General features: G+C 39.4%; 18 protein-coding genes, 2 tRNA genes, 3 rRNA genes and 1 riboswitch. Of the genes, 20 read left to right on the top strand and 3 right to left on the bottom strand.

Annotation, left to right across the window (positions count from 1 at the left end):
• Positions 1–189: 189 nt before the first annotated feature.
• The 7 genes from SOLCA_RS02960 (at position 190) to rrf (ending at position 7,632) form a co-directional block, all read left to right on the top strand.
• On the top strand, positions 190–1,182 hold the full coding sequence (locus tag SOLCA_RS02960) for an alpha/beta fold hydrolase (protein ID WP_014678963.1): 993 nt from the start codon (positions 190–192) through the stop codon (positions 1,180–1,182).
• 7 nt (positions 1,183–1,189) lie between these two features.
• Positions 1,190–1,813 (top strand): FMN-binding negative transcriptional regulator, encoded by a 624-nt coding sequence (locus tag SOLCA_RS02965; protein WP_014678964.1) that lies wholly within the window; start codon positions 1,190–1,192, stop codon positions 1,811–1,813.
• Between the two features lie 804 nt (positions 1,814–2,617).
• Positions 2,618–4,137: ribosomal RNA gene (locus tag SOLCA_RS02970) — 16S ribosomal RNA — on the top strand.
• 140 nt (positions 4,138–4,277) lie between these two features.
• Positions 4,278–4,352 (top strand) — tRNA-Ile (locus SOLCA_RS02975).
• Positions 4,353–4,364: 12 nt separating this feature from the next.
• Positions 4,365–4,441, top strand: a tRNA-Ala gene (locus SOLCA_RS02980).
• A 133-nt stretch (positions 4,442–4,574) separates the two neighbouring features.
• Positions 4,575–7,448, top strand: a 23S ribosomal RNA gene (locus tag SOLCA_RS02985).
• Positions 7,449–7,520: 72 nt separating this feature from the next.
• A 5S ribosomal RNA gene (gene rrf, locus SOLCA_RS02990) occupies positions 7,521–7,632 on the top strand.
• Together the 16S, 23S and 5S rRNA genes with 2 tRNA genes alongside form the textbook arrangement of a ribosomal RNA operon.
• A gap of 280 nt (positions 7,633–7,912) precedes the next feature.
• On the opposite strand, the gene SOLCA_RS23020 is transcribed toward rrf, so the two are convergent.
• The gene (locus SOLCA_RS23020; protein ID WP_157604503.1) at positions 7,913–8,050 is read right to left on the bottom strand and encodes a hypothetical protein; all 138 of its coding nucleotides are present in this window, start codon (positions 8,048–8,050) and stop codon (positions 7,913–7,915) included.
• Between the two features lie 157 nt (positions 8,051–8,207).
• Between SOLCA_RS23020 and SOLCA_RS23705 the strand changes: the two genes are divergently transcribed.
• Positions 8,208–8,339 carry a hypothetical protein gene (locus tag SOLCA_RS23705; protein WP_281048047.1) on the top strand — a complete coding sequence of 44 codons (132 nt, stop codon included), beginning with the start codon at positions 8,208–8,210 and terminating at the stop codon, positions 8,337–8,339.
• Between the two features lie 462 nt (positions 8,340–8,801).
• Here the strand turns inward: SOLCA_RS23705 and SOLCA_RS02995 are convergent, their stop codons facing one another.
• Complete coding sequence (locus SOLCA_RS02995; RefSeq protein WP_014678965.1) at positions 8,802–9,788, bottom strand: NAD-dependent epimerase/dehydratase family protein; 987 nt, start codon at positions 9,786–9,788, stop codon at positions 8,802–8,804.
• A gap of 74 nt (positions 9,789–9,862) precedes the next feature.
• The gene (locus tag SOLCA_RS03000; protein WP_014678966.1) at positions 9,863–10,435 is read right to left on the bottom strand and encodes a Crp/Fnr family transcriptional regulator; all 573 of its coding nucleotides are present in this window, start codon (positions 10,433–10,435) and stop codon (positions 9,863–9,865) included.
• A 249-nt stretch (positions 10,436–10,684) separates the two neighbouring features.
• Here SOLCA_RS03000 and SOLCA_RS03005 point away from each other — a divergent pair, with 249 nt between their 5' ends.
• The 12 genes from SOLCA_RS03005 to nuoL all read left to right on the top strand — a co-directional run bounded on the left by SOLCA_RS03005 (position 10,685) and on the right by nuoL (position 23,977).
• Entirely contained in the window at positions 10,685–10,990 is a 306-nt protein-coding gene (locus tag SOLCA_RS03005; RefSeq protein ID WP_014678967.1) for an antibiotic biosynthesis monooxygenase family protein, read from the top strand.
• Positions 10,991–11,037: 47 nt separating this feature from the next.
• Positions 11,038–11,245: riboswitch (cobalamin riboswitch) on the top strand.
• 112 nt (positions 11,246–11,357) lie between these two features.
• On the top strand, positions 11,358–12,431 hold the full coding sequence (locus tag SOLCA_RS03010; RefSeq protein ID WP_014678968.1) for a DUF5074 domain-containing protein: 1,074 nt from the start codon (positions 11,358–11,360) through the stop codon (positions 12,429–12,431).
• Positions 12,432–12,446: 15 nt separating this feature from the next.
• Positions 12,447–13,349 (top strand): hypothetical protein, encoded by a 903-nt coding sequence (locus SOLCA_RS03015; protein WP_014678969.1) that lies wholly within the window; start codon positions 12,447–12,449, stop codon positions 13,347–13,349.
• A gap of 7 nt (positions 13,350–13,356) precedes the next feature.
• Positions 13,357–15,393 (top strand): TonB-dependent receptor plug domain-containing protein, encoded by a 2,037-nt coding sequence (locus SOLCA_RS03020; protein WP_014678970.1) that lies wholly within the window; start codon positions 13,357–13,359, stop codon positions 15,391–15,393.
• 1 nt (position 15,394) lies between these two features.
• Positions 15,395–16,486, top strand: coding sequence for a DUF5074 domain-containing protein (locus tag SOLCA_RS03025; protein WP_014678971.1), 1,092 nt, complete (start codon positions 15,395–15,397; stop codon positions 16,484–16,486).
• Between the two features lie 97 nt (positions 16,487–16,583).
• A complete protein-coding gene (locus SOLCA_RS03030; RefSeq protein ID WP_014678972.1) occupies positions 16,584–17,990 on the top strand; it encodes a pyridoxal phosphate-dependent decarboxylase family protein in 1,407 nt (468 codons plus the stop codon).
• A gap of 165 nt (positions 17,991–18,155) precedes the next feature.
• On the top strand, positions 18,156–18,848 hold the full coding sequence (gene aqpZ / locus SOLCA_RS03035; RefSeq protein WP_281048048.1) for an aquaporin Z: 693 nt from the start codon (positions 18,156–18,158) through the stop codon (positions 18,846–18,848).
• Positions 18,849–19,162: 314 nt separating this feature from the next.
• Positions 19,163–20,212: a complex I subunit 1/NuoH family protein gene (locus SOLCA_RS03040; RefSeq protein WP_014678974.1), complete on the top strand. Its 1,050-nt coding sequence runs from the start codon at positions 19,163–19,165 to the stop codon at positions 20,210–20,212.
• A gap of 80 nt (positions 20,213–20,292) precedes the next feature.
• Positions 20,293–20,877: a 4Fe-4S binding protein gene (locus SOLCA_RS03045; RefSeq protein WP_014678975.1), complete on the top strand. Its 585-nt coding sequence runs from the start codon at positions 20,293–20,295 to the stop codon at positions 20,875–20,877.
• Positions 20,878–20,883: 6 nt separating this feature from the next.
• Complete coding sequence (locus SOLCA_RS03050) at positions 20,884–21,432, top strand: NADH-quinone oxidoreductase subunit J family protein (protein ID WP_014678976.1); 549 nt, start codon at positions 20,884–20,886, stop codon at positions 21,430–21,432.
• 65 nt (positions 21,433–21,497) lie between these two features.
• Positions 21,498–21,812 carry an NADH-quinone oxidoreductase subunit NuoK gene (gene nuoK, locus SOLCA_RS03055; protein WP_014678977.1) on the top strand — a complete coding sequence of 105 codons (315 nt, stop codon included), beginning with the start codon at positions 21,498–21,500 and terminating at the stop codon, positions 21,810–21,812.
• Positions 21,813–21,880: 68 nt separating this feature from the next.
• Entirely contained in the window at positions 21,881–23,977 is a 2,097-nt protein-coding gene (gene nuoL / locus SOLCA_RS03060) for an NADH-quinone oxidoreductase subunit L (protein ID WP_014678978.1), read from the top strand.
• Positions 23,978–23,979: the final 2 nt, after the last annotated feature.

Raw genomic sequence — 23,979 nt, forward strand, 5'->3', positions numbered from 1 at the left:
TACCTTTAAAATGAGACACTGCATGAAAAAAGTAAGTCTCGCGGAAAGTGACTAACGAAAATATAGCACTGTCTACATATAGTTAATAAGACTAATGTACCAAAAAATAAGCCACAACTTAGTTGTGGCTTATTTTTTGGTACATAATCCTTTTTTTCTGTTCACATAGGAATAACTTAAACCAAGCGAATGAAAAAGTTACTACTAGCTGCTTTAATCTGTATAGCTGCCGCCGCCAGGTCACAAAATGTAGGAGTAACAGCTATAAATCTTGAGAATATTGGTTATCCATATCCGGTAAATTTCCTGGATGTGGCAATTGAGGGTAATACCTATCAAATGGCATATATGGATGTAAAACCGGAAAAACCAAATGGAAAAACGGTGGTATTGCTTCATGGTAAGAATTTTTGTGGTGCCTATTGGGGGCAAACGGCAAAAACCTTAGCAGAGCTTGGGTATCGCATTATTATTCCTGATCAAATCGGGTTTGGTAAATCATCTAAACCAGAGCATTTGCAATATTCTTTTCAAATGCTTGCCAACAACACCCGTTTAATTTTGGATGAACTTGGAATTATGAAAGCAACCATCGTGGGACATTCAATGGGCGGAATGTTGGCAACTCGCTTTGCCCTAATGTTTCCCGAGGCAACAGAAAAATTGGTACTCGAAAACCCAATTGGTTTAGAAGACTGGCAGCAAAAGGTACCTTATAAGCCAATCGATTGGTGGTATGAAAATGAAATGGCCGCTACATATGAAAGTATAAAGGATTATCAACTGACAAATTATTATGGCGGAAATTGGAAACCAGAGTATGATCAATGGCTGGATATTCAGGCAGGGTGGACGAAGAATCAGAATTATAAAATCATTGCATGGAATTCTGCATTGACTTATGATATGATCTTTACTCAACCAGTATGTTATGAGTTTTATCAATTGCAGGTTTCTACATTATTAATCATAGGTCAAAGAGATAGAACGGCATTAGGAAAAAACCTGGTGTCTCCTGACATTGCATCCACTATGGGTGATTATCCTGAATTGGGAAAGAAAACAGCATCGTTAATTCCTGGTTCAACATTGGTAGAACTTGATAATGTCGGACATTTGCCACATATTGAAGATTTTAATAAATTTATTGCTCCTTTAAAAGAGTTCCTAAAGAAACCATAACCCTTATATGCATACACCAAAAAATTATCGCAACGAAAATATTGATGAGATTCATGACTTTATTAAACATAACAGCTTTGGCATTTTAATAAATCAGGTGGACGGAAAACCTTGGGCTACACATATCCCTTTGGTGTTAGATAAAAATGAAGAGGGAAGTAGTGTTTTGGTAGGGCATATCTCTAGGGCAAATCCTCAGTGGAAAGAATTTCAAAACAATGAACAAGTGATGGTGATATTTTCAGGACCTCATACTTATATATCCCCTTCCTGGTACGATCATGAAAATGTTCCGACCTGGAATTATTTAGCTGTACATGTCTATGGCACGATTAAGATAATGGAAGGTGAATCTTTGTATAATGCGCTTGCAAAATTAGTGGACAAATATGAAGTACATTCAGAACGGCCTGTTTCTGTGCATACAATGTCGCAAGAGATGGTAAGAAAAGAAATGAAAGGTGTAGTTGGATTTGAGATTAGTATGGATGAAGTACAAGCTACCTACAAACTTTCGCAGAACAGAGATAAACATAACCACACCTTGATTATTGAGGAGTTAGAAAAGAAAGGTGAAGCGAATGCTACTGAAATAGCGAATGAAATGAGAAAAAGAGTACCTGAGAAATAATGTTTTTGCTTTATCTTTACAATACATATATAATAATAGGAAAGATAACTGATAAATAGCTAACCGATGCACTCTTTTCATTTGTTTAACCATTAACCCCGAAAAAGAACTAATTGACCCAGGGGTGCTCCCTTCTCCTTTCGGAGCAGGGTCGGGGAATCGGTGGGATTAAACTTTTTAGTACAGTTTATCAGGCAGTTAGTAAAAGGTGGTAAAAATAGTTTAGAAATAGTTTGGCGGGAGGATGAATTTTTCTACTTTTGCACTCCCGAAACGGATGGTACGGGGCAAGGTTGAAAGGGTGTAAGGGGCGGAAGTTTCGCAAGAAACGGAGCCTGGACAAAGGGAAAGAGAGGGAGGAGAAAAAGTTAAAAAACTTTTTGGAGAAGTGAAAAAGAGTGTTACCTTTGCAGCCCGCTAGAGAGGGAGAGAAAACATTGAAAAGAGGGTAAAGGAGCTTGAAAAGGCAAAAAAAATAAAAAAAATATTTTTTTGAAAATTAAAAAAGATGTTTACCTTTGCAACCCCAAACAGACGGAAGGTCGGTTTGAAAACTGAAAAAAAGAAAGCGGGATAAAAGGAAAACGGTCGCAAGACTGGACAGGTTCGACTCCTGGGATATCCACGAAAGTTAACCAAAAGGGTTAACAACAAGTTCTTTGAAGAGATGAGAAATAGCGCAGCGCGAGCAGGTAGCAATACCTGGTCAAGCTAAGAATAACTGTCAATCCAAGAGACAATCCCGAAATTAAAAATCGGGACCTTTTCCGTAGCGATACGGAAATAGGAACAAACTTAAAGTATACAACGGAGAGTTTGATCCTGGCTCAGGATGAACGCTAGCGGCAGGCCTAATACATGCAAGTCGAACGAGATTAGAGACTTCGGTTTCTATGAAAGTGGCGCACGGGTGCGTAACACGTATGCAACCTACCTTCAATTGGGGGATAGCCTTCCGAAAGGGAGATTAATACCGCATAAGATATCAGAATGGCATCATTTAGATATTAAAACTTTGGTGATTGAAGATGGGCATGCGTTGCATTAGCTAGTTGGTAAGGTAACGGCTTACCAAGGCTACGATGCATAGGGGATCTGAGAGGATGGTCCCCCACACTGGTACTGAGATACGGACCAGACTCCTACGGGAGGCAGCAGTAAGGAATATTGGTCAATGGACGGAAGTCTGAACCAGCCATGCCGCGTGCAGGAAGACGGCCCTATGGGTTGTAAACTGCTTTTGTCGGGGAATAAACCTAGATACGTGTATTTAGTTGAAGGTACCCGAAGAATAAGGATCGGCTAACTCCGTGCCAGCAGCCGCGGTAATACGGAGGATCCAAGCGTTATCCGGATTTATTGGGTTTAAAGGGTGCGTAGGCGGTAAATTAAGTCAGAGGTGAAAGCCTGCAGCTCAACTGTAGAACTGCCTTTGATACTGGTTTACTTGAGTACAGATGAAGTGGGCGGAATGTGACAAGTAGCGGTGAAATGCATAGATATGTCACAGAACACCGATTGCGAAGGCAGCTCACTAAAGTGTAACTGACGCTGAGGCACGAAAGCGTGGGGATCAAACAGGATTAGATACCCTGGTAGTCCACGCCCTAAACGATGATTACTCGCTGTCGGCGATATACAGTCGGCGGCTAAGCGAAAGCGTTAAGTAATCCACCTGGGGAGTACGGTCGCAAGATTGAAACTCAAAGGAATTGACGGGGGCCCGCACAAGCGGAGGAGCATGTGGTTTAATTCGATGATACGCGAGGAACCTTACCCGGGCTTGAAAGTTAGTGAATGATTTAGAAATAGATCAGTCAGCAATGACACGAAACTAGGTGCTGCATGGCTGTCGTCAGCTCGTGCCGTGAGGTGTTGGGTTAAGTCCCGCAACGAGCGCAACCCCTATGATTAGTTGCCAGCATTAAGATGGGGACTCTAATCAGACTGCCTACGCAAGTAGAGAGGAAGGCGGGGACGACGTCAAGTCATCATGGCCCTTACGTCCGGGGCTACACACGTGCTACAATGGATGGTACAGAGGGCTGCGACCTAGTAATAGGAAGCCAATCTCAAAAAGCCATTCACAGTTCGGATTGAGGTCTGCAACTCGACCTCATGAAGTTGGATTCGCTAGTAATCGCGTATCAGCAATGACGCGGTGAATACGTTCCCGGGCCTTGTACACACCGCCCGTCAAGCCATGAAAGCCGGGGGTGCCTAAAGACTGTAGCCGCAAGGAGCGGTTTAGGGCAAAACTGGTAATTAGGGCTAAGTCGTAACAAGGTAGCCGTACCGGAAGGTGCGGCTGGAATACCTCCTTTCTAGAGAAGGATAGCAGTTAAAAAAATAGCTGCTGCGCTATGAAAATCTCATTTCAAAAATAATCACAAGAGAAAAACCCAAGTACCGGTAGGAAGGGTAGATTGATCAGCAAAGCCTACTGCCTACAGGAACAAGAAAGAGTCCCGTAGCTCAGTTTGGTTAGAGCACTACACTGATAATGTAGGGGTCAGCAGTTCAAGTCTGCTCGGGACTACAAAACGATCTTGGGGAATTAGCTCAGCTGGCTAGAGCACCTGCCTTGCACGCAGGGGGTCAACGGTTCGAATCCGTTATTCTCCACCAAGACCGTCATTCAAAGGAATGACAAACGGTCAAGAAGTTCTTTGACATATTGAAAGAAGTTACCTGTAAGAAGGTAAACGAGCAACAGATAGAATTAATTCTATAATGTAAGCATAAGACGCAAGTCTTAGTAAAGAAAGTTACTAAGGGCGCACGGGGGATGCCTTGGCTCTCAGAGGCGAAGAAGGACGTGATAAGCTGCGATAAGCATCGGGGATTGGCAAATACGAATTGATCCGGTGATTTCCGAATGGGGAAACCTGATTATCTGAAGGATAATCGTAAAAAACGCAAACGCGCTGAACTGAAACATCTAAGTAGGCGTAGGAAGAGAAAACAATAGTGATTTCGTAAGTAGTGGCGAGCGAACGCGAAAGAGCCCAAACCAGTAATGTTACGGCATTACTGGGGTTGTAGGACAGTGCTGTGGACTATAAGATTGAACTGGAATGCTTTGGGAAGAGCAACCATAGGACGTGACAGTCGTGTACAGGCAAGATCTTATTACCTAACTGTATCCTGAGTACCGCGAGGTCGGAGACGCCTTGTGGGAATCTGCCAGCACCATCTGGTAAGGCTAAATACTACTGAGAGACCGATAGTGAACAAGTACTGTGAAGGAAAGGTGAAAAGAACCCCGAACAGGGGAGTGCAATAGAACCTGAAACCGTGCGCTTACAAGCGGTCGGAGCATCGAAAGGTGTGACGGCGTGCCTTTTGCATAATGAGCCTACGAGTTACTTCTCACTGGCAAGGTTAAGTTATTAAGTAACGGAGCCGAAGCGAAAGCGAGTCTGAATAGGGCGCATAGTCAGTGGGAGTAGACGCGAAACCTTGTGATCTACCCTTGAGCAGGATGAAGTTGCAGTAACATGTAATGGAGGTCCGAACCGGTTTACGTTGAAAAGTATTCGGATGACTTGAGGGTAGGGGTGAAAGGCTAATCAAACTGGGAAATAGCTCGTACTCTCCGAAATGTTTTTAGGAACAGCCTGGCGGTTGAGTGTGCTAGAGGTAGAGCTACTAATTGGATGCGGGGGAGTCAAATCCTACCAAATCCAGATAAACTCCGAATGCTAGACACATATACGCTGGAGTGAGGCTTTGGGTGCTAAGGTCCAAGGCCGAGAGGGAAAGAACCCAGACCATCAGCTAAGGTCCCCAAATTTACACTAAGTTGAACTAACGGGGTCCGATTGCACAGACAGCTAGGATGTTGGCTTGGAAGCAGCCATTCATTTAAAGAGTGCGTAACAGCTCACTAGTCGAGCGATCGGGCATGGATAATAATCGGGCATCAAGTGTAATACCGAAGCTATGGATAATACTCTGTATTATGGTAGGAGAGCATTCTAACAACGGCGAAGGTGTACCGTAAGGTATGCTGGAGTGGTTAGAAAAGCAAATGTAGGCATAAGTAACGATAAAGCAGGCGAGAAACCTGCTCACCGAAAGACTAAGGTTTCCTGATCAACGCTAATCGGATCAGGGTTAGTCGGGGCCTAAGGTGTAGCCGAAAGGCGAAGCCGATGGACAATTGGTTAATATTCCAATACTATCTTGTATTGTGACGGGGAGACGCAGTGGTGAAAGATCCGCGAACTGACGGAATAGTTCGTTAAAGGGCGTAACTATAGGGCTGGTAGGCAAATCCGCCGGCTTTGGTGAAACCTGAAAGTACCGCAAGCCTACGGGTGCGTGGATAGTGATCCTAAAGGCTGCCGAGAAAATCCTCTAAACTTCAGATACAAGATACCCGTACCGTAAACCGACACAGGTAGTCGAGGAGAGAATCCTAAGGTGCTCGAGTGAATCATGGCTAAGGAACTCGGCAAAATGGCCCTGTAACTTCGGGAGAAGGGGCGCCCCTTAACGGGGGCCGCAGTGAAAAGGCCCAGGCGACTGTTTAACAAAAACACATGGCTTTGCAAAATCGCAAGATGAAGTATAAGGCCTGACACCTGCCCGGTGCTGGAAGGTTAAGAGGGGATGTTAGTCGCAAGGCGAAGCATTGAATCGAAGCCCCAGTAAACGGCGGCCGTAACTATAACGGTCCTAAGGTAGCGAAATTCCTTGTCGGGTAAGTTCCGACCTGCACGAATGGTGTAACGATCTGGGCGCTGTCTCAGCCATGAGCTCGGTGAAATTGTGGTATCGGTGAAGACGCCGGTTACCCGCAACGGGACGGAAAGACCCCATGCACCTTCACTACAACTTAACATTGATATCGGATACAGGATGTGTAGGATAGGTGGGAGACTGTGAGCCGGATTCGCTAGGATTCGGGGAGTCAACGTTGAAATACCACCCTTTCTGTATTTGGTGTCTAACCCTGCTGAAGCGGGGGACATTGTTTGGTGGGTAGTTTGACTGGGGTGGTCGCCTCCAAAAGAGTAACGGAGGCTTTCAAAGGTATGCTCAGTACGCTTGGTAACCGTACGTGGAGTGCAATAGCAAAAGCATGCTTGACTGTGAGGCCCACAAGCCGATCAGGTACGAAAGTAGGATATAGTGATCCGGTGGTTCTGCATGGAAGGGCCATCGCTCAAAGGATAAAAGGTACGCTGGGGATAACAGGCTGATCTCCCCCAAGAGCTCATATCGACGGGGAGGTTTGGCACCTCGATGTCGGCTCGTCACATCCTGGGGCTGGAGAAGGTCCCAAGGGTTCGGCTGTTCGCCGATTAAAGTGGCACGCGAGCTGGGTTCAGAACGTCGCGAGACAGTTCGGTCCCTATCTGTTGTGGGCGTAGGATATTTGAGTGGACCTGACCTTAGTACGAGAGGACCGGGTTGGACGAACCGCTAGTGAATCAGTTATGACGCCAGTTGTACAGCTGAGTAGCTACGTTCGGTCGAGATAAGCGCTGAAAGCATCTAAGTGCGAAACTCACCACAAGATGAGATATCCATACAGGATCGTGGAAGATGACCACGTTGATAGGCTACAGATGTAAAGGTGGTAACATCAAAGTCGAGTAGTACTAATCATCCGAAACTTTCTGCAAAGAAAGCCTCGTTTACTTTCTGCGGTAGTAACTTCTTTCAAAAATATGTCTAAAAGAGATTCAAAAGATATTCAGGTGCCTATATCGGCGGTGTCCACCTCTTCCCATTCCGAACAGAGAAGTTAAGCCCGCCAGAGCCGATGGTACTGCCGTAACAGGTGGGAGAGTAGGTCGGTGCCGATTTTTATACAAGCCCGTTGGTGAATAACCAATGGGCTTTGTTTGTTTACAGCCCAACCAATTTTGGCAGTAAACTACACGGTGGATCGGTTTTATCCTAAGAAAGAATGCTCCAGCGGAGCAAAATATCGGTAGCCATGACATGTCTGAAAGGTCGATTGTGCCGTTACCGGCTCGGTAAGCGATGCAAATTGTGGGGATGGTTGTTTTTATTTGACAGATCCTTCAGTCATGTCTAAGGATGACACACGGTTGTTCAATTTCCTTTGTATTTATTCTCCTACTACTTTTCTGAATACGCAATTGGTTTTGTACCTAACCGCACAATAATGCTGAATAAATGACTATACCTACCGTGCTGTTGCACCTGACGGCGCAATACCTGAATGGCTTTGTATTTCCCATTGCGAAACGATGTCATGCCATTAGGTACAAGGTAGTAACCTGTTCGGAAATGAACTGTACAGCCATTCGCATTTAGTCAACAGCTCCTTCGTGCCTCAGGATGACACACGGTTGGTTCCATTGTGCTATTTAATAGTTAAGTAGAACATCAGCCTAAACGAAAGAATGCTCCAATGGAGAAAAACATCGGTGCAATGACACATCCCAAAAACAATTGTGCCGTTAGGTACAAAACAGTAGCCGGTTCGGTAAGCGATGGAAATTGTGGGATGATCGTGTCTATTAGACAGATATTACAATCTTAGGATGACACACATCGTTGATAGGCTTTCTTTTGTGTTTATTCTCCTACCACTCTTCTGAATACGTAATTGACAGGCGGTTGTTCAATTTCCTTTGTATTTATTCTCCTACTACTTTTCTGAATACGCAATTGGTTTTATACCTAACCGCACAATAATGCTGAATAAATGACTATACCTACCGAGCTGTTGCACCTGATGGCGCAATACCTGAAACGATGTAAGACCGTCAGGTATAAAAGGTATCCTGTCCGGAAATGAATTGTCCAGGCTCGCATTTAACCAACAGATCCTTCGTGCCTCAGGATAACAACGGATTGCTTGTTGGTGCAGGCTAAAAGCTAATCCGCTTCAGACAATTGCTTCATTGCAGTTGACTTCAGTAAACGGATGAGGAATGATAACAAAACTGATCGTTGATGCAGGCTAATAGCTAATAGCCAAAAGCTAGTCAAATACAAAAATCTAACGCAAAGCAGGATTTAAAAACTTAAATGTTTCGAGCATACCTGCCTCAACAGCTGATGCTTCGAATCCAAGTTCTCTCTTAGCTTTTGAAACATTTACCTGAGGCGATGCATTCCATAACTCATTAAGATCTTCAACAGTCAATAGAGGTTCCTTTCCTGTAATCTTACTTATATTCTCTCCCAGACATGCCATAAAATACAACATTGGCTTTGGAGCAATGGAAGGCTTTTTCAGTTTCAACTGTGGAAAACTACGCTGTGCCAGCTCAAACACTTGTTCAATGCTATACTTACAAGTATCCGAAATAATATATCGCTCACCATCTCTAGCATATTCAATTGCCAAAAAAGCTGCCCTTGCAACATCCTTCACATTGATAAACAAGAAATTAAAGTGGGGTATCATAGGGAGTTTATTATTAACTATGTCAGCAAATATCTTAAGAGTGGGAGTTAATCCATTGAAATTTTCGCCAATGATAGCAGAAGGCAATAAAGTAGAAATGGTCAAGCCGCGTTCTTTAGCAATTTGTATGGCTTTTTGTTCAGAGAGTGATTTTGAATACGAATAAGGCCGTTGCTTAAGTTGATTCCAACTGGTTTCGTCCATTGGCTGTTGTGTGTCATCTAATGCGGCTAAACTGCTAATGTAAATAAGTTTTTTGATGCCCGCATCAGCAGCGGCATTCACAATATTTTCTGATAAGTTTACATTTTGGTCAATTATCTCTTTCTGTGCATTTCTGGCCCAACGCTTAAATACCGCGGCGGTATGAATAACTACATCGCCCTGACTGAATATCTCTGATAATTGTTTTACCGATTTATAATCAAGCGTTACAATTTCTGTAGATAGAGTGGTAAGCATCGAGACGTCGGCGCCAGCTCGCACACCTGAAAACACCTGAATATTCTCATTTAGCAAATACCTTACAATGTTGTTGCCTAAATGGCCATTTGCGCCTGTTACTAATATTTTCATATTGATTTCTGTTTTATTTACCACAAAACTTGAAAAATAGAAACAGGCTTCAATTACCAAATGGTAAAAAAGTCCTAGCGAACTTGTTTTCTTATACGGCTAAGTGATTGAGGAGTAATACCTAAATAAGAGGCAATTATTGACTGGGGAACACGTAATGCAATATCACCCTGCTCTTCAATAAATTTTAAATAACGGGAAGTAGCATCCACTCCTAAATAGGCATTACGTGTGTATATCTTCTCCATTAATGATTTTTGAGCAATTTGCAACATGGTTTCCTGCCATTGAGTGATGGTTGAAAGAAGGAAATCAATACCCTTTCTCGATAGGATTATTAAATCTGAATCACAAATCGCCTGTATACTTTCCGTTGCCGGAGTAAGGCTGTTAAAACTTTCAATATCAGCAATAAACTGATTCTCTTTAATAAAATAATGTGTTAATTCTTCTCCATCATTATTATTAATATAGGTGCGAAGCACTCCATGATTAACAAAAATTATCTCTCTGCAAATTGCTCCCCTTTCCAGCAAAATTTCATTCTCCTTTACAGTTCGAAACACTAACTGCGATTGGATAAGCTTCAACTCTTGTTCACTGAACTTTCTAAATTGACTCAAAATATTGAATAAGCTTATATGCATTGTTATTTTATAATTTTTTAAGAAACAATAGATAAAAACAATGTTCTGATTCCTAAAAATGTAAGTTCAGACCAAGCGGCGAATAATAATTTCTCATCCGACTTATTAAACTGAATGTTCAGGTGATTTACTGGATACTGATATGCATAGCAATTCGACGCTTTTTACAACTTTTTTCTTATCTCTAACTCTCGTTACTTATTTTTAATTTCTCCAAGCCAATTCAATGTTATTGAGTTAAAAAAGTATATGATTTTAGAAAAAGCCATCTTAGATGTAATCCCCGATAAAGTTGAACAGTTTGAAGAAAACTTTCTGGTCGCTCAGCAAATAATCAGTTCTATGAATGGTTACAGGTGGCATCAACTTCAAAAATGTATTGAAAAACCTAGCCGCTATTTATTACTGGTAGAATGGGAAACTTTGGAAGATCATACAATAGGATTCAGAAACTCAGTGGAGTATCAGCGTTGGAAAGAACTGCTACACAAATTCTATGATCCATTTCCTACTGTTGAACACTATGAATTAGTAGTTTCTCAAAACAATCGATAATAATAGTTAAAGTTTACATTTTTATCTATCTATTAACTAATCAATACTTATATTTGCCACGCTTTGGTTTAATAACTATTACTCAATGGTTATTAATTAAAAGGGAATCAGGTGTAAATCCTGAACAGTACCCGCTGCTGTAAATCCCATTCAAAAGCTTAAGAATAAAACTCATGCCACTGTTCCGTTCCGGAATGGGAAGGTGTTTCTTAAGCCGGGATAAGTCAGAAGACCTGCCAAGTATACAGCCTGCAAGCTTTCGGGAGTTAGAGCTTTGAGATACTTGTTATTCTCTATTTGTACTTCATTGTTTTTTTAGCTGTACGGCTGTTTTTGTTGTTACTAATTTTTTAATCTAATAAAAACAATGAAAAAGTACCTCTTTTATTTACCCCTTTTAGTATCGCTTTTCTTTACTGCATGTAGCAAAGATGATCAGAAGGATATCATTGAGCCAATAACGCCTGGAAAGTATGCCGATGGATTCTTTATTATTAACGAAGGCTGGTTCGGACATGAAAATGGCAGTGTAAACTTCTATAAATATGGTGAAGATACCATCAGAACGAATGTATTTAAAAAAGAAAATACTGGTAAAGAACTTGGTGTTAGTACTGAATATGGTTCTGTTTTCAATGGCAAGCTATATATTGTCTCAAAACAAGGTCCGTTTGTAGTTGCTGATGCTGGTTCTTTAAAGGAAACCGGAAGGATTACTGAATTACCTGCAAATGGTCGTGCTTTTTGTGGTATTAATGCTACTACAGGTTTAATTACTACTGCCGATGGTGTTTATCCTATTAATCTATCAACATTTGCTATTGGTACAAAGATCAATGGTATTGCCGGAGAAACAGGCGCTATTTGGGCTAACGATAAATATGCATTCGTAATTAGCCAAGCCAATGGGATTTATGTTATTAATAGTGCAACATTGGCTGTAGTTAAAAATTATGCTAAAGGTGCAATTGGTTTTGCTTTGTCAAAAGACGGAAGCTTATGGGCAGCAACTGAAAACTCATTAATTGAAATCAATCCACAAACATTAACATTTAAAGAAATTAATGTTCCGAAAGCCCCTTTTGCATCATGGTATGCTTGGGAACCTGGTAGCTTGACTGCTTCAACTTCTGAAAACGCCATCTACTTTGTATCAGGAAGCTCAAGTTGGTCACCTACTCAAATCTATAAATATGTAATCGGCGACGAAGCCTCGTTAAGCAAGCCACTTGTTACGCTGCCTGAAAACAAAGTATTTTATGGTAGCGGTTTAAGATTCGACCCTGTTAAAAAACAACTAATTGCATATACAGTGCAATCAGGATGGGGTGAAAACTATAAATACAATTCTCTTTATTTCTTTAATGCCAGCAACGGGGAAAAAGTAAAGGAAATTAATTTCGAAGGTTTCTATTTCCCTGCAGTTGCCGTATTTCAATAAGAAGATCCTCCAATCATGAGAAAACTACTATTTCTAACCTTACTGGCCTTGGGAACATTAAGTGCTTGTAAAAATGACGACGATATAAATCCGGATAACGAAGGACCTGTTTATGTGCCTCGTCCGATTATTACAACAAGTAGTGCATATATCTCAAAAGTATTTGAGTTTTTACCAGCTCCAGGACAGTTTGTTAATCAAGACGGATTAGGCACTCCTGATGGTGCACAAAAACTTATTGGAAAGTCAGGAAATGGAACGATTTCATTAGGTGGCTTCGGGGGATATGTAATCTTCGGATTTGACCATTCCATTGTGAATGGGAATGGAGATGATATTGCCGTGTATGCTAATGCTTTTGAGGGAAGTTCAGAGCCTGGAATTGTAATGGTAATGCAAGACCTCAACGGTAACGGATTGCCTGACGATACCTGGTATGAATTAGCAGGAAGTGAGTCCACTAATGTTGCTACAGCTAAAAATTACAAGATCATTTACTATAACCCTAAAAAGGTTGGAACAGATGTGCAATGGAAAGACAGTAAGGGTAATAAAGGTGCTGTGCTGGCCAACGAATATCATACCCAAAATAACTATTACCCAACATTTGCCAAGAATCAGGATTCGCTGATTTTTGAAGGAACACTGCTTCCAAACAATAAATCAATCAATAATATGGGATGGGTTATTCTTTCTGCTTATAAGTATGGTTATGTCGATAACTATTCGGATGAATACAAAGCGAAGAAATATAACTCATTTGACATTTCATGGGCAATTGATAGCAAAGGGAATAAAGTACAACTATCAGCAATTGATTTTGTAAAGGTTTACAATGGAATGAACCAGGATGGTGGCTGGTTAGGAGAAGCTTCAACTGAAGTTTCCGGAGCCGCCAATATTTCTTTATTGAAATAAGAACTGCATGAAATATTTCCGACTAAAGACTGAAAGTAACCAGAATAGTGCAAAAATGGAGGTTAGGAGTGCGATTGCACTCCTGCCTTTTTTGTTGTTTTCGGTTACTTTATGGGGACAGGATTCTTCAAGTGTAAAAAGGCTAAAGACGGTTACGGTTACAGCGAAATCTAAATATGAAGTTAAGGGAGCCTCACAAACCCGAATCGATACGTTGATTCTACAGCGAAACGTAAACAGCAGTTTGGCTGAATTACTAAGTGAAAATACCCCTGTTTTTATTAAATCTTATGGTCGTGGATCACTGGCTACTGCATCATTTAGAGGAACTGCTCCTTCACATACTCAGGTAACCTGGAATGGAATCAATATTAATTCACCAATGTTGGGAATGGTTGATTTTTCATTAATACCCGTTTATTTTCTGGACGATGTGAATTTAAGTCATGGAGGAGCTTCTGTTTCCAATACGAGTGGGAGTATAGGCGGTAGTATTCAGCTAGATAATAAACCGCTTACCCAAAAAGGTTGGAGTGGTCAGTTTGTGCAGGGACTCGGAAGTTATTCAACTTATGATGAATTCGGGCAGCTAAACTATGTGGCAAATAAATGGCAAACTAAAACGCGATTATATTACGGCTATTCGGCTAATGACTTTTCATTTAAAAACAAAGAAATAAAAGATCTTGAAAATCCATTAGCTCCATATCCAATACAGGTTAATAAAGAAGCAGAGTATCATAAAGCAGGGATATTACAAGAGGTTTATTTCAGGCCCACGTTAAAAGACCAGCTCTCTTTTAATATATGGTCGATGTATACGGATCGTAAATTACCAAGATTAACAACCAGTGAAGCCGATGAAAACGCCAATATAAACAGCCAATTTGATGAAACACTCAAAGCTGTTGTTTCATGGAATAGATATGAACATTCAGCTAATTATTTTCTTAGGTTAGGTTATGATCACCAGGACCTTGATTTTTGGCTTAAAAATCAGATCAGTGGAGGAGATATTGTTAAAGCTATTAATTCAACAGCAACCTCAAACTCATTTTATTTTCAATCAGAACTGAATAAAAGCTTCATTGAGGATAAATTGAAATTGAAGGGAAGATTGGATTACACCCTAAGTAAAGTCATCTCAGCAGAAGAAGTTAAAATGACTGGTTATGAAGAAAATAGAAGCGATTTATCCTTTCTTTTATCGGCAGAGGCCAATCTGACTAAACGCTTATTCTTAACAGCTTTAGTTCGACAAGGAATTATTGATGGAGATTATTATGCCTCTCCTTTTTTAGGCACAGAGTTTCTTATCAATGAAAATTACGACTGGAAACTAAAGTTGAATATTAGTCAGACCTTCCATTATCCAACACTCAACGATTTATATTACTTACCCGGAGGAAATCCAAATCTTTTACCGGAGCGTTCTAATGCTATTGAAATAGGAACATCTATTTCAAAAAAGTTAAATGATACGTTTAATTTTTGGGTAGATATCAATGCCTATTCATCAACGGTAAAAAACTGGATTATTTGGTTGCCTTCCTATAATCAATTTTGGGTTCCGGAAAATATGCGTGAAGTAAAATCCAAAGGTGTGGAAAGTAAGATTGGAATTTCCGGAGGTCGTCGATTTACGTTTAAATCACATGTTAATTTTGCATGGACACACTCCGTAAATAATGACGACCCACGTAATTGGGCTGATGAATCGGTTGGTAAGCAATTAGTATATATTCCGGAATATTCTGGCAACCTGTTCAGTAATATTGCTTATAAAGGTTATTACATTTCCTATTTTTTCAATTATTACAGTACGCGATACACTACTACCAGTAACGAGAAGGAAACTAAACGCGATTTTCTTTACCCTTATTTGATGAGTGATATGGCTATAGGGAAAGACTTCAAGCTTCGTAAAACATATGTTGGACTTCAGGTTAAGGTGTTAAATCTCTTTAATGAAGAATATAGAACTATTCTGCGCCGTCCAATGCCTGGTCGAAATTATTATTTAACTATTAAAGCAAGTTTTTAAAGTGAAAAGATTCATTGCTTTTGTGTTCATGCTATTCCTTTTTCAGTCGTGCATGAAAGACGATTATCCTGTAGGAGAAAATGTTTTTTATGATGATGCTGACGGTGTATTTATAACTAATGAAGGAAACTTTATGTACGGTAATGCGTCGTTATCGTATTACTCACCGGAAAAAAAAACGATTATTAATGATGCCTTTTTTACTGCCAATGGAATTCCATTAGGGGATGTAGCTCAATCAATGGAGATTAGAAATGGGTTGGGGTACGTTGTTGTAAATAATTCAGGAAAGATATATGTGATCGATATAAAAACGTTTAAGCTAGTGGGTAAGATCACTGGCTTAACATCTCCCCGTTACATCTATTTTATGTCTGATGAAAAGGCCTACGTAACCGATTTGTATGCCAAAGCAATTACCATCATAAACCCTAAAACCTACACTGTAACAGGTAAAATTGATGTAAATAATAACTATTCACAATTTTATCAGCATCCTACTGAACAAATGGTGATCTATAATAATTGGTTATTCGTGAGTTGTTGGTCATATGATGACAAAGTATTAGTAATAGATACCAATACAGATAAGGTGGTAAAAGAGATAACAGTAGGGAAACAACCAAACAGCATTGTGATAGATAAGAACAATAAGGTTTGGGTGATTTGTGACGGAGGATATAAGGGAAGTCCATACGGATACGAAAACCCTTCATTAATTAAAATCGATGCTAAAACATTTTCTATCGAAAAAGTGTTTGACATGGAGAAAGGTGAAAACCAACCTTCAAAACTTACGATTAACGGCCATCGGGACACTATTTATTATTTAAATAATGGTGTATGGCAAATGCCAGTTAACGCTCAACAGCTTTCGGCAAATCCATTGATTCCTGAAAAGAATCCAGGAAAAAAAGATAAATTATTTTATGGTTTAGGGATTAATCCGAAAACCTCAGAAGTATACATAACAGACGCCATTGATTATTTGCAAAATGGGATTCTATATAGGTATTTGCCTTCAGGTAAACCTGTTGATTCTTGCAAAGTAGGAATTATTCCAGGCAGTTTTTGCTTTAAAGATAACGACTAGCTAGATTCGTTCTCGTATTGACTAGGTCTGTGTTTTTTGATGAACATAGACCTTTTTTGTACCATTAGATTTTATTAAATAAAATAACTACCCAACTATGAATGCAATTCTTCAGCATGACCTTCAATCCATTGATCAAATTCTTGATCAAATCAAGCAGTATGGCCTTGATTTCCTTGCTAATATTGATAAAATTCCTACAGGACAACAAACGACTATCGTAAATGAAAATCAATTGCCAGCGAATGGAGGAGGAACTTTAGCTGCTTTAAATCTTTTTAAATTAGAATTCCAAAAACTAATGGTTGCATCAGCAGGACCTCGATATTGGGGTTTTGTTACAGGGGGCACTACACCTGCAGCTATTGCTGGTGACTGGCTAACTGCTGTCTTTGATCAAAATACGCAAAACATAACTGGTGCAGGCGATCTGTCAGCGGTTGTTGAATTAGAAACCATTCGACTAATGCTTCAACTATTTGAACTTCCTCAAGATTTTCATGGAGGTTTTGTTTCTGGAGCGACTATGTCGAATTTCACTTGTTTGGGAGTGGCCCGACAATGGGCGGGAAAAAAAGCAGGAAAAGATATTGCGCGTGAAGGAATGATTAATGATATAGTCGTGTTATCAGCAGTACCGCACTCATCAGTATTAAAGTCGCTTTCAATGTTGGGTTTCGGTAGTAGTAATATTGTAAAAGTTAAAACAATTGAAGGAAGAGAAGCGGTGGATATAGATGATTTGAAGGAAAAACTGGAGAAATATAAGAATCGTTCAATCATTGTTAGCTGCAGTGGTGGCACAGTTAATTCAGTAGATTTTGATGACTTTGTTCAAATTGCTGAACTGAAAAAGCAATATGAATTCTGGATGCATATTGACGCTGCATTTGGAGGTTTTGCGGCTTGTGCACCAAGTCATCAACACTTATTGAAAGGGTGGGATAAGGCTGATAGCATAACTGTCGATTGCCATAAATGGATGAACGTTCCATATGATAGTGCCGTTTTCTTTGTTAAAAAGGAACATAACAGGCTTCAAGTTGAAACTTTTCAAAATTCGAATGCTCCCTATTTGGGTAATCCGGAAGACAATTTTTCTTATTTGAATTTCTTGCCGGAAAATTCACGTCGTTTTAGGGCATTACCGGCTTGGTTCAGTTTGATTGCTTACGGGCGCGAAGGTTTTAAGTCTATTGTGGCAAACAACATTAACAATGCCATGGAGTTTGGAAAATGGATGGAAACTGCTGCAACATTCGAACTACTCGCACCTGTTTACCTTAATACAGTATGTTTCAAGTTGAAGGAAAATAATGTGTTGTTGCCTGAATTCTTGAATGAACTGAATAGCCGCGGAAAAGTTTTTATGACACCTTCTATTCTTAAAGGAGAAAACTGTATTCGGGCAGCATTTGTAAACTGGAGGACCTCATCACTTGATTTGCAAATAGCACAACAAGAATTAATAACTGTTTTTCAACAATTGTCAACAAAAGTTTAGCAGATATAACTCATTTTCAAAAATAAAATATGTAAATTATATTAATAAATTTGCTGATAGAGAGATAGTTCTAAATTTATGCTCATCTTCTTAGAACCACCTCTTTGTAATTAAGAGTTCTGTAGAAATCTACAGTTAATTTAAAATCTATTTTATCTTATGAAAATGTCTAACAGATTAGCTGCTGAATTTATTGGCACATTTTGGTTGGTATTAGGAGGTTGCGGAAGCGCTGTAATCTCCGCGGCATTTCCCAATGTAGGTATTGGGTTATTAGGGGTTGCTTTTGCGTTTGGTTTAACAGTGTTAACAATTGCCTATTCGCTCGGCCATATTTCCGGTGCACATTTAAATCCTGCGGTATCCTTCGGATTATGGGCAGGAGGCCGGTTAGAGACCTCCGCATTAATTCCTTATGTAATTGCACAGGTTTTAGGTGGAATTGTTGCTTCAGGAGTACTGTTCCTAATTGCAAGCGGAACAGCTGGATTTAGTTTAAGCGATGGATTTGCATCAAATGGTTATGGAGATTACTCTCCTGGCCACTATGGCGTAAATGCTGCTTTTATTTGTGAATTGGTCATGACCTTCATGTTTTTAATCGTAATTATGGGTGCAACGGATGAAAGAGCGCCAAAGGGTTTTGCCGGAATTGCTATTGGGTTAGCATTAACGCTTATTCACCTTATCAGTATTCCTGTAACCAATACATCTGTTAATCCTGCTCGTAGTACCGGACCCGCCATATTTGTGGGTGGTTATGCTCTTGCTCAACTATGGTTGTTTTGGGTAGCACCAATCGCGGGAGCGGTAATAGCTGGTTTCTTCTATAAAACGTTCTTTGGTAAGAAAGATTAATCTTGTATTCCAACTAAAAGATTTTGAATGCCCCGCATGGGGCATTTTCTTTTTAAGAATTGACATAAAAATTACATATTAGCCTATAACTTTTTGTTATTGATAATAATCTATTTTGATTATAATTTATGCGTATGAAAAATGATATTTAGTGTAATTTATTAATAGTTAGAATAATAGAAAATGGTGAAGAGTTGGATGAATTTTCTGAAAAGAAAACTTACACTACTTATTGTATAGACTTTTTCTAAATAATTATTCAACCCAAGAAATAATTTAGTTTCTTTGTAATTAAGGCCAAATGCAAACACTGAATGATCATTGCTATTAGTTTACTTCTTTTTATTGTTCTGTACACACTAGCTGCTGTTTGGGCTGAACGTAAAGTTTCAGCATTTATTCAGGATCGTTTGGGGCCGATGGAAACGGGTAAGTTTGGTTTGTTACAAACATTTGCTGATATCTTAAAGTTATTACAGAAAGAGTTTATTACTCCAACAGCTGCTGATAAGTGGCTTTTTATAGTTGCTCCTGTACTTATTTTTGTGTCTGTTTATATGGGTTTTGCGGCAATTCCGATTGCTCCTGAACTTATCGGTACAGATTCAAATCTTGGGATTTTTTACATACTTGCTATTATTTCCATTGAAGTAGTGGGTTTCTTAATGGTAGGATGGGGCTCTAATAATAAATATGCCTTATATGGAGCTACTCGTTCAGTTGCCCAGATAGTGTCTTACGAAATTCCAGCCGGAATTGCAGTCATATCTGCTGTGATGTTAACTCAAAGTTTAAGTTTACATACAATCACAGTTAACCAAGGAATATTATCTACTGAAACCATTAAGTTTTTAGGTTTCTGGAAGGTAAACGAAATAGGGGGGATTTTGGCATGGAACATATTTCAGGCACCTCATATGCTGATCGCATTTGTGATCTATTTTACTGCGGCTTTGGCAGAATCCAATAGAACACCGTTCGATATTCCGGAAGCAGAATCTGAGTTGGTTGCGGGTTTTCACATTGAATATTCAGGCATCCGTTTCGCTTTAGTTTTTCTTGCAGAATACGGAATGATGCTTCTGGTTTCAATGATTGCTGTTGTTTTATTCTTAGGAGGGTGGAATACAATATTACCAAATATCGGTCCTGTAAAATTAGCTACCTGGACAACCGGAACTATATGGGGCATTTTTTGGATGTTGGGTAAATCATTAATATTGGTTTTGATTCAAATGTGGATCAGATGGACTTTACCTCGTTTCCGTGTAGACCAGTTAATGTCATTTTGTTGGAAAGTATTAACTCCGGCAGCCTTTGCCTGCTTGTTTATTTCAGGTATCTGGAGATTAATGGTAATGTAACTCCAATAATTAAGGAGAACGGTTTAATCAGATAATAAATCGGTGTTAATCATCAATTTTGATCTGTGTAATCACAAACAATGAAAAAAAGTAAGTTAAATATAATAGAAGGTTTCACCACAGCGATAAAAGGGTTAACAATTACGCTAAGGCATATTATTGCTGCGCGAAAAAAACGTAAACCTACCGGTATTGCTAATGATAACTATTTCCAGCCTGAAGCAGGAGTGGTTACAATCCAGTATCCGCATCAACAGATTCCTGTGCCGGAAGTGGGGCGTTATCAGTTGCATGTTGAAATTGATGATTGTGTAGTATGTGATCTCTGCGCAAAGATTTGTCCGGTTGATTGTATTACCATCGAATCGATAAAGGCTGTAGAAGATATTGGTAAAACATCTGATGGAACTACCAAACGTTTACACGCTCCAAAATTCTTTATTGATCATGCAAAATGCATGTATTGTGGTTTATGTACAACCGTTTGTCCGACAGAATGCATCACTATGACCAGCGAGTACGATGTAAGTGTGTTGGATATCAAAGAAATGGATCGTAAATTTTCGGTAATGACAGAGAAAGAAGCCGAAGAAAAACGTGAAATGTTAGAGAAATTTAACCAGGAGCGAGCTGCCGCAAAAGCTGCCGCATCCAAAAAAGAATAAAATAAATTGTTAAAGGTAATTTTTTACATTCTTGCTTTCCTTACAGTTGCAGCAGCAATTTATACGGTAACCTGTCGTAATCTTGCCCGTGCTGTTTTTGTGTTTTTTGCCACTTTGTTTTGCCTTGCCGGAATATATGTTTTTGCATTTGCAGATTTTGTGGCCATTACACAAATAATGGTATATGTGGGTGGAATTGTGGTATTGATGCTTTTTGGAATAATGCTTTCCAACAGAAGCATGTTTTCCATACTTACCGAACAAAAAAATGAAACTCACCTGTTTCCGGTAAGTGTTTTAAGTGGAACATTATTAGCACTTGTTGTATTAGGCGGCTTACTTACGCTAATTTGGATGGGAAATATCGGACAACTTAGTTGGATGAAAAACAATGTTGACTCGGCTCATGCTTATTCGGGAACTGAAAACTCAGCAAATGTGTTAGGTGTAAGCTTTATGACTACCTATTTGCTGCCATTAGAAACTATCTCTGTTTATTTATTAGCGGTATTGGTTGGAGCGGCTTATTTGGCAAGGAGAAAAAGTAGAATGTAATAATTGATTTAGGATCGAGAGAAATAATATGACATCTCATATCTCAAATCTAAAATCTAATTGAAATGTTAAACGGAATTCCTTTAGAACATTTTTTGATCATAAGTGCAATATTGTTTAGTGCCGGTATTTTTGCTGTATTAACCCGCAGAAATGCCATTATGATATTAATCGGTATAGAATTGATGTTAAATGCAGCAATTCTTAATTTGATTGCGTTTGGAGCATTTGATAAAACGAAAAATGGTGGTCAGTCTTTTGCAATATTTGCTATTGTATTAGCAGCCGCCGGAGTAGCGGTGTCTCTAGCTATTATTTTAAACGTTTATCGCCATTTCAAGACAATAGATCCTTCCAAGATCGATGAAATGAAGTATTAAGCTGCAAAGGCGGTGAGACGCAAAGAGTAAATAGAATGGTCTAATAATAGATTTATTAACATAATAGAGTGACAATAATTGAACAAGTAAATTCAGTAACGGGTGCCGCTGTAATGGCGTTAATTTTGCCATTATTGTCGTTTTTAATTATTGGTTTTTGGGGAAAGAAACTTCCGCGAAAAGGCGATTGGGTGGCGGTTTCTTTTACTTTCATTAGTTTTTTACTTTCTGTTTATTGTTTCATCAATACCTGGAATAAGCAACCGCATCATTTTTCAACCGAATGGTTAAATACCGGAATTATTAACATAGGCGTAGGTATTTCTTTGGATAATCTGGCTGTGCTAATGTTGGTATTAGTTACTTTAATAACCACATTGGTAATGGTTTATTCCATCGAGTATATGAAGGGCGAAAAATATTATCATCGCTATTTTTCTCATTTAAGTCTTTTTCTGTTTTCCATGCTGGGCGTTGTGCTTGCCGACTCACTTTTCCTTGTTTATATTTTTTGGGAATTGGTTGGTTTTGCGTCGTATTTATTGATCGGTTTCTGGTTTGAAAAAGATACGGCCACAGCCGCAAATAAGAAAGCTTTTATAGTAAACCGGGTTGGAGATATTGCTTTTCTGATCGGGATATTAATCCTGTTAACTCAATTCGGGACACTTGATTTTAATGCCCTATTTGGAATTGATGGTAAAACGGGTTTGGTTCAACAAGGTGTTGTTGAAAAAGGTTACTGGAAATTTATCAATAGTTTCGGGAAAGAAGTTGTATTGAATCAAACAATGCTTACCGTAGCGGGCTTGTGTATTTTTGGCGGAGCAGTTGCTAAGTCGGCACAATTTCCTTTACATGTTTGGTTACCAGATGCAATGGAAGGCCCTACATCGGTTTCCTCATTAATTCACGCGGCAACAATGGTTGCGGCGGGAGTTTATTTAACAGCACGTGTATTTCCTCTTTTCAGTCCAGATGCGTTAACAGTAATAACGTATGTGGGTTCATTCACTGCGTTCATGGCAGCCACAATTGCCATCACACAAAATGATCTTAAACGAGTATTAGCCTATTCAACCATCTCGCAATTAGGCTTTATGATTGCGGCTTTGGGGGTAGGAGCATGGTCAGTGGCTTTATTCCATTTAGTTACGCATGCATTTTTTAAATGTTTGTTATTCCTGGGAGCAGGTTCAGTGATCCACCAGTTACATCATGTGCAACATGAACAACATTTAGACTTCGATACTCAAGATATGCGCTTAATGGGAGGCTTAAGAAAGCAGATGCCAATAACCCATGCTGTATTACTGATCGCATCATTGTCCTTAGCCGGATTACCATTTTTCTCCGGTTATCTTTCAAAAGACTTAATCCTGGTAAATGCATGGTCGTGGGCTGATAGTTACGGAGGCTTGTCAATAATAGTTCCTGTACTCTTATCGATTGCCGCTATGTGTACGGCTTTCTATATATTCAGATTAATATTTAAAGTTTTCTGGGGCCAAAACAGGTTAGAGAAATTATACCCACAGAACAATGTAAAGGTACATGAGTCTAATAAACTGATGACAGTTCCGATGCTCATTTTGGCGGCATTTACATTGTTTTTCTTTTTCTCTATAAACCCGGTACATGGCTTGGATGCCTGGATTCTTTCAGGGCTAAAAACTCCCGTGAATTCATTTTCAATACCATTGCAACTTTCACATTTGGCAGAGCAAATAGTACCAGTTTCAACAGTTGTTATAGCATTGATAATGATCTTGTTGGCACGAATAGCCTATATTCAGGGTAAATTAACCTTTTTGCAAGAATCAAATTTCTTATTCAAATTTTCATTTAATGCATGGTATTTCGATCAGCTGTATTCGGCCGTGATTGTAAAACCAATACTTGCATTCGGTACCTTCATCAAGTGGTTTGATCGAGTTGTGGTTGATGGTATTGTAAATGGAGCAGCTAGTTTAGTACAAGGCTTTTCGGCAGTTGTCGATTGGATTGACCGTTATATTGTTGATGGTTCTGTAAATGGAATAGCATTTTTAAGTGGCCGTATTGGAGAATTCTTCAGGGGCTTTCAAACAGGGCGTATACAGCAATATATGGCTCTGAGTGTTTTTGGTTTAATTTTGATTATTGTTCTAAGTTATTTTTTCTGATA

This window comes from Solitalea canadensis DSM 3403, assembly GCF_000242635.2.
In the GTDB taxonomy this organism is placed as follows: Bacteria; Bacteroidota; Bacteroidia; order Sphingobacteriales; family Sphingobacteriaceae; genus Solitalea; species Solitalea canadensis.